This window comes from Streptomyces sp., assembly GCF_031178505.1.
GTDB lineage: Bacteria > Actinomycetota > Actinomycetes > Streptomycetales > Streptomycetaceae > Streptomyces > Streptomyces gulbargensis.
In genome coordinates this window covers 1-7,161 of the sequence record NZ_JAPSIW010000337.1, presented here as the reverse complement: position 1 = coordinate 7,161, position 7,161 = coordinate 1, and the positions used below count along the sequence as shown (strand labels likewise).

Sequence of the window (7,161 nt, the reverse complement as noted above, 5' to 3'; positions counted from 1 at the left end):
CGTCGGCCCGCGGCGGTGAGGGGACGGCTGGCAGGATGGGCGCATGTCGCATCCCGCTGTCCGCTCCCTGCACATCCACCCGGTGAAGTCGCTGCGCGCCCTGGCGCGCGACGAGGCCGAGGTGCAGCCCTGGGGGCTCGCGGGCGACCGGCGGTGGGCCGTCGTGGACGGCGACGGCAAGGTCGTGACCCAGCGCCGGCACCCCCGGATGGCGCTGGCCACGGCCGAACAGGAGCCGGACGGCGGGATCGTGCTGTCCGCGCCCGGCCGTGAAGCGCTGGCCGTGGGCGTGCCGGCGCCCCGGTCGACCGTGACGGTGGACATATTCGACACGGCCGTGGAGGCCGTGCCGGCCGGCGCCGCCGCCGACGCCTGGTTCTCCGGCCACCTGGAGGACCGCGTCCGTCTGGTGCATCTGGACGCGCCCGAGCACCGGCGGCCGATCGAGCCGGGGTACGCCCGGCCGGGCGAGACCGTGACCCTCGCCGACGGCTACCCGCTGCTCGTCACCACCACCGCCTCCCTCGACGCCCTCAACTCCCTCCTCGCGCGGGGCGACCACGCGGACGAGGGCCCGCTGCCCATGGACCGCTTCCGGCCGAACCTGGTCGTGGAGGGCACGGCCCCGTGGGCGGAGGACGGCTGGACCCGGCTCGCCGTCGGGGAGGTCACCTTCCGCGTCGCCAAGCCCTGCGGGCGGTGCGTCGTCACCACCACCGACCAGGCCACCGCCGCCCGTGGCAAGGAACCCCTGCGGACCCTCGCCCGCCATCGCAAGCTCGACGGCCGGCTGGTCTTCGGCCAGAACCTGATCCCGGACACCACCGGCACGATCCGCGTCGGCGACCCGGTGACGATCCTCGGCTGACCCCGACGCGGCCCGCACAGCACCCTCACCCGGTTCCCGTCGCGTCCGGCGGGAGCGGGCCCGCTCCCGGGGGCACACTCGTGAGGAGGAACGGCCGAGAACGAGGGGGTCCCCGGGTGCGCGCGGCCACCGGACTCCGGCGCCGGCGGCACAACCCCCTGCGCCGGACCACCGATCTGATCGAGGCGTGGACCGCCCTGGTGGCGCTCGTCCTCCTGTGCGTCGCCGTACCGCTGGCCGGCTGGGCCGCGGGCTCCTCCGCGCAGGCCTCCCTCGACCGCACGCTGCGCGCCCAGCGGGAGCAGCGGCTGCCGGTGACGGCCCGCGTGGTGCGGCCCGCCGACCGGCCCGCGCACGGGCCCGGTTCCGGGGACGGCTCGGGCGAGCAGCGGGCGCGCCGGCCGGTGGTGGCGCGCTGGACCGCGCCCGACGGCTCGGGACGTACCGGCACGGTGACCACCGTCGGGGGCTCCGCCGCTCCCGGTGACGTCCTGCCGATCTGGACCGACCGGCGGGGCGCCCCCGTCGCGCCCCCGATGCGGGCGGACACCGCCCGCGCCCACGCCGTCATCGGGGGGCTGATGGCCGCCGTCCTCACCGGTCTGGCGGTGGAGGCGGCCCGGCGGACGGTCGTACGGGGACTGACGCGGCTGCGGTACGCGAAGCTGGACCGGGCGTGGGCCGAGGCCGGTCCCGACTGGGGGCGTACGGGCACGGGCAGCTGATCCGGCCCTCCCGCGCCCGGGTACGGGGAGCCGGCGGGTGCCCGGAGCCCGCGCGCCGGGGCCGCCCGCGTGGTGGTGCCCGCCCCGCGCCCTCCCGTCCATGCCCCGCGCCACCCGTGGGAGTGGGCCCCGACGACCCGTCAACCCCCCGGGGCCCGGCGCGCTACGGTGGGCACCGGTTCACCGACGAGGCACGAGGCGGGGGCAGGGCACACCCATGGCACAGGGCACGGTCCAGGTGACGCACACCGGCACGTCGCGGTGGCGGCGCCGCACCGGCGAGTACCCCTCCCTCGCCGCGGCCCTGGAGGCCGCGGGGGACGGCGACGTCCTCACCGTCGCCCCCGGCACGTACCGGGAGAACCTGGTGCTGCGGCGGGCGGTCACCCTGCGCGGCGCCGACGGCGGGGCCGGCCCGGTGCGGATCGCGCCGCCGGACGGGGTGCCGCTGACGGTACGCGCCTCGGTGACCCTCCAGGACCTGCACATCGAGGGACAGGACATGGCGGCGCCCGCGGTGCTCGTGGAGGACGGCACGCCCGAGCTCCTGGACCTGCGCATCATGACCCGCTCCGCCGCCGGCATCGAGGTGCGGGGCAGCGCCCGGCCGACGGTGCGCCGCTGCACGGTCGACAACCCGGCCGGCGTCGGCATCGCCGTGGTGGACGGGGCGGGCGGCGTCTTCGAGGAGTGCGAGGTGGTCTGCGCCGGCCAGGCCGGGGTCTCGGTGCACGGCGGGGCGCATCCACGCCTCGAACGCTGCCGGGTGCACCACGCCTCCGGCGCCGGGATCACCGTCACCGGCGAGGGCAGCGGCCTGGAGGGCGTGGGCTGCGAGGTGTACGAGATCAAGGGCGCCGGACTGCGGATCGCGGCCCGCGCCACCGCGCACCTCACCGACTCCTCGGTGCACCGCACGACGGCGGACGGCATCACCCTGGACACCGACGCCGTGCTGACGCTCTCCGACTGCGACATCCACGACGTGCCGGAGAACGCGGTCGACCTGCGGTCCCGGTCGGTCCTCACGCTCACCCGGTCGACCGTGCGCCGTTTCGGCCGCAACGGCCTGTCCGTGTGGGACCCGGGCACCCGGGTGGACGCCGACCAGTGCGAGATCCACGACAGTACGGGCGACTACCCGGCGGTGTGGGTGAGCGACGGGGCCACCGCCGTGCTCGACGCCTGCCGCGTCCACGACGTACCGGACGCCCTCTTCGTGCTCGACCGGGGCTCGCGCGTGGACGTCGTCGACAGCGATCTGTCGCAGGTGCGGAACACGGCCGTGTCGGTCAGCGACGGGGCGACCGCGCAACTCGACGACTGCCGGATCCGGGAGGCGTCCACCGGCGCCTGGTTCCGCGACCACGGCAGCGGCGGCACCCTGAACGGCTGCGCGATCGACGCCGTGCAGACCGGGGTCATCGTCACCAAGGGCGCCGACCCGATGATCGAACGGTGCGTGGTGACGAATCCGGCCGAGGCCGGGTTCTACGTGTCGGCGGAGGGCCGTGGTTCCTTCGTCGCCTGCCGGGTCACGGGCAGCGGCGGCTACGGCTTCCACGTGACGGACGGCTGCCGCACCGCTCTGCGCCGGTGCCGTACGGAGCGGTGCGCGCGCGGCGGTTACGAGTTCCCGGAGGAGGGCGTGGTCGCGGAGGAGTGCACCGGCGACGAGAGCGCGGTCCGCTCCTCCGTGCCGGACGCCGGGCCGGGCGGGACCGGCCCGGCGGGTGCGGCGGGCCGAGCGGTCCTGACGGGCGCGCCCGCGCCGGCCGGGCTGCTCGGTACGGTGCCGGGTCCCCGCACCACCGTCCCCGCGGCGGAGCCGGCCGCCGCGCCGGTGGCCGAGCCGCGCCCCTCGAAGGACGTCCTCGGCGAACTGGACGCGCTGGTGGGGCTGGAGAGCGTCAAGCACGAGGTGCGGACGCTCATCAACATGATCGAGGTGGGGCGGCGGCGCCAGGAGGCGGGCCTGAAGGCCGCGTCCGTCCGCCGTCATCTGGTCTTCACCGGCAACCCCGGCACGGGCAAGACCACGGTGGCGCGCCTCTACGGCGAGATCCTGGCCTCCCTGGGCGTTCTGGAGCGGGGGCACCTGGTGGAGGTCTCCCGGGTGGACCTGGTCGGCGAACACATCGGTTCGACGGCGATCCGTACGCAGGAGGCGTTCGACCGGGCGCGCGGCGGGGTGCTGTTCGTGGACGAGGCGTACGCGCTGTCGCCGGAGGACTCGGGGCGCGACTTCGGGCGCGAGGCGATCGACACGCTGGTGAAGCTGATGGAGGACCACCGGGACGCGGTCGTGGTGATCGTCGCCGGGTACACCGCCGAGATGGAGCGGTTCCTCACCGTCAACCCGGGTGTGGCCTCGCGTTTCTCCCGGACCATCACCTTCGGGGACTACGAACCGGAGGAGCTGCTGCGGATCGTGGGGCAGCAGGCGGACGAGCACGAGTACCGGCTCGCGCCGGGGACGGACGAAGCGCTCCTGACGTACTTCACCAAGCTGCCGAAGGGTCCGGCGTTCGGCAACGGGCGCACGGCCCGCCAGACCTTCGAGTCGATGGTGGAGCGGCACGCGGGCCGGGTCGCCGCGCTCACCGAGGCGAGCACGGACGACCTGACGCTGCTGTATCCGGAGGACCTGCCGGACCTGCCCTGAGGGCGGGGGCCGGCCGGGTCACCGCGGCGGGTGGGGCCGGTCGGGCGGCTGGGCCCGGAGGTGGCCGGGACGGCCGGAGTGGTCCGCGCGCTCGGCGGGGTCGCGCTGCCGGGGGACGGCCGGCAGCAGCCGGTCGAGGAGGGCGGTGCGGTGCTCGGCGAAGGCGGGATCGGCCTGGTAGTCGGAGTGGCCCAGGATGGGTTCCGGCAGCGGGTGGTCCCGGGTGCGTCCGTACGCCACCGGATCGAGGAGGACGGGCGCGTCGACGGCGGGTCTGCCGTCCTCGGCGGGGACCAGGACGGGCCCGCCGATGGGGTCGGTGGCCCGGTGGAGGTTGTGCCAGCAGTCGACGGTGCGGTGCAGTCCGCGCAGCGCCTCGGGCCCGAAGTAGGCGGGGAACCAGCGCCCGTACAGCCGTTCCAGGGGCGAACCGTAGGTGAGGAGCGCCACCCGGCCCCGGGTCGTGGGCGGCAGCTGCCAGACGGCTGCCGCGGCGAGGACGCTGCCCTGGGAGTGGCCGGAGATGACGAGCCTGCCGCCGGTGCGCCGGGTCCAGGAGCTCATCCGCCACGTGAGGTCGGGCACGGCCCGCTCGGCGTAGCAGGGCGGGGCGAAGGGATGGGCGGCGCGCGGCCAGAAGGTGCCGACGTCCCACAGGATGCCGATGGTGCGGCGGGCGGAGACGTCCCGGTAGGCGCGGCGGCCCCAGGTGACGAAGAGGAGGAAGCCGAAGCCGACCATCCAGGAGCCCAGGGCCTGCGTGGCGGAGGCGAGGGAGGCGACGGCGGGGTGCGCTCCGTCGAAGGCGCGGCCCGGCACGTTGCCGCTGGCCCAGGCGCCGACGACGGACGCCGCGCCGAGGAGGAGGGCGGTGGCGGAGACGACACCGACGAGCACCGGCGCCGCGTCCGTGAGCGAGGCGCGGGCCCGGCAGGCCGCGATCCGCGCCGTACGGACCGGGTCCGGGCGCTCGTCCCCGCGCTCGGCCGCGTAGTCGGCTTCCACGACGGCCCGCAGCCGCCGGGCGGCGCACGCGGTACGGACGGCGAGGACGGCCGCCGGCACGGCGAGCAGCAGGAGCAGGACGGGGATGACGGAGGCCTGCCAGCTGAGCAGCACGGGCGGGCCGATCAGCGGGCCCTCCCCCATGCCGGGGGTGGCCGGGCCGTCGAGCCAGTCGGCGACGCGCTGGGCGACCCCGCCGGACATCACCCCGCCGAGCGCGCAGGCGAGCATCGCGACGGCGGGCCCGCCGAGCCCGCGCAGAACGGTCCGGGAGCGTGCGCCACCGGTGCCGGCGTCCGGGGCGCCCGGGTGCGGGCCGGCGTTCCGGGGCGGCCGGCGCAGGAGGAGGGCGACCACGCCGAGGGCGACGACCAGGCCGCCCTGCGCCAGGGTGAGGGAGCCGAAGAAGGCGTCGCCGGGCAGGGTGCCGGTGGAGACGCTGCCGGGGCGGGACCAGGCCGAGTGGAGGGCGGCGAGCACCAGCAGGGCCAGCGAGGCGCCGGGGAGCCAGGTGACGAGGGCTCGCTCCACGCGCAGGTCCAGGCGGTGTTCGGTGCGACCCCGGCGGCAGACGACCCGCACGACGATCACCGTCAGGAGGGCGAGGGCCACCTGGAGGGCCGTGCCGAGGGCCGCTCGCCCGCCCGTGTCCTGCCGGCCGGGCGCCGCGAGGAGGGCGGCGGTGACCGTGAGGAAGCCCGCGGCGGTGTGCGCGGCGCGGAGCCGGGCGACGATGCGCCGCCCGTACCAGAACCCGGGGCGTCCGAGCGGGGGCCGCGGCTCCTGACGGGCGGCCTGGCCCCCGTCGGGACCGGGCGTGGGCGCGGAGGTGGAGCCGGGGCCGGGGCCGGCGGCGGGTGCCGGTTCCGGGGCCGGCTCGTCGTGGCCGGTGGGCGGGCGCTGGGCCTCGTAGGCGCTCCACGTGCGGTGGGAGAGGTACCAGAGCAGGCCCACGAGGGCGGTGGGCAGCAGGGCGGCCGCGGCGAGCCGGCGGCCCGGCTGCGACCACCAGCCGCCGCGCTCCACGGAGAGGAAACCCAGCCAGGAGTGGGCGTCGGCGCAGGTGGCGGCGCCGGCGCACTGCCAGGCCGTCAGATCGAGCGCGACCTCGCAGGCCGCGGCGGTGAGCAGGACGGTGAGGGTCAGGGCGACGAGCCGGACGAGGACCCCGTAGAGCCGGACGAGGCCGGGCCGCCGGCCCCGGGCGGGCGGGCGCATCCAGTGCGCGAGGTTGACGACCATGAAGGGCAGGAGCAGCAGCCATAACGCCCGGGCGCCGTCGCCGGAGGTGAGGTTGGACCAGCAGTACGCCTCCGGTACGGGCCCGGCCGCGAACCGCTCGGGGCTCAGCTCCGCGTGCCGGTCCTCGGCGCGCCGGTACACGGCGGCGGTCCGGTCGCCGGTCACCCGTACGGTCCTGGGGTCGTCGAGCATGTCCTGAGGGGTGGCTCCGCCGACTCCGTGCACGAGGAGTTCGAGCGCCGCGCCCCCGCTGTCCGGGGCGGGTGTGGCAGGGGACACTGAAGGACTTCCTCTCGTGGATGGGAGGATGCGACGTCGGGAACAGGATCGCGGAGTGCCGTGCCCGCGCGCACGCCTCTCACCGAATCCGACGCCCATCCCCTTGTCTCCTGCGGAAGGACCGGCCCCGGCGGTGACTGACAACCAGAACCTCCTCGCGGAGCAGCGGCGCGCCCTGATCCTCGAAGAGGTACGGCGGCGAGGCGGCGTACGGGTCAACGAGCTGACCCGCCGGCTGAGCGTCTCGGACATGACGATCCGCCGGGACCTGGACGTCCTGGCCCGGCAGGGCGTGGTGGCCAAGGTGCACGGCGGGGCCGTGCCGGTCGTCGAGGCGAGCACGCACGAGCCGGGCTTCGAGGCGAAGTCGGTGCTGG

At 76.4% G+C, this 7,161-nt stretch carries 5 protein-coding genes; 4 read left to right on the top strand and 1 reads right to left on the bottom strand.

Annotation, left to right across the window (positions count from 1 at the left end; genetic code table 11):
- Positions 1 to 43: 43 nt before the first annotated feature.
- The 3 genes from RIF68_RS21110 (at position 44) to RIF68_RS21100 (ending at position 4,258) form a co-directional block, all read left to right on the top strand.
- Positions 44 to 868, top strand: a complete 825-nt coding sequence (locus RIF68_RS21110) for an MOSC N-terminal beta barrel domain-containing protein (protein WP_309052853.1) — start codon at positions 44 to 46, stop codon at positions 866 to 868.
- Between the two features lie 116 nt (positions 869 to 984).
- The gene (locus RIF68_RS21105; RefSeq protein WP_309052852.1) at positions 985 to 1,593 is read left to right on the top strand and encodes a hypothetical protein; all 609 of its coding nucleotides are present in this window, start codon (positions 985 to 987) and stop codon (positions 1,591 to 1,593) included.
- A 217-nt stretch (positions 1,594 to 1,810) separates the two neighbouring features.
- The gene (locus RIF68_RS21100) at positions 1,811 to 4,258 is read left to right on the top strand and encodes a right-handed parallel beta-helix repeat-containing protein (RefSeq protein ID WP_309052851.1); all 2,448 of its coding nucleotides are present in this window, start codon (positions 1,811 to 1,813) and stop codon (positions 4,256 to 4,258) included.
- Between the two features lie 18 nt (positions 4,259 to 4,276).
- On the opposite strand, the gene RIF68_RS21095 is transcribed toward RIF68_RS21100, so the two are convergent.
- On the bottom strand, positions 4,277 to 6,784 hold the full coding sequence (locus RIF68_RS21095; RefSeq protein WP_309052850.1) for a hypothetical protein: 2,508 nt from the start codon (positions 6,782 to 6,784) through the stop codon (positions 4,277 to 4,279).
- Between the two features lie 133 nt (positions 6,785 to 6,917).
- Between RIF68_RS21095 and RIF68_RS21090 the strand changes: the two genes are divergently transcribed.
- The coding region (locus RIF68_RS21090) for a DeoR family transcriptional regulator (protein WP_309052849.1) at positions 6,918 to 7,161 on the top strand (244 nt) is incomplete at its 3' end.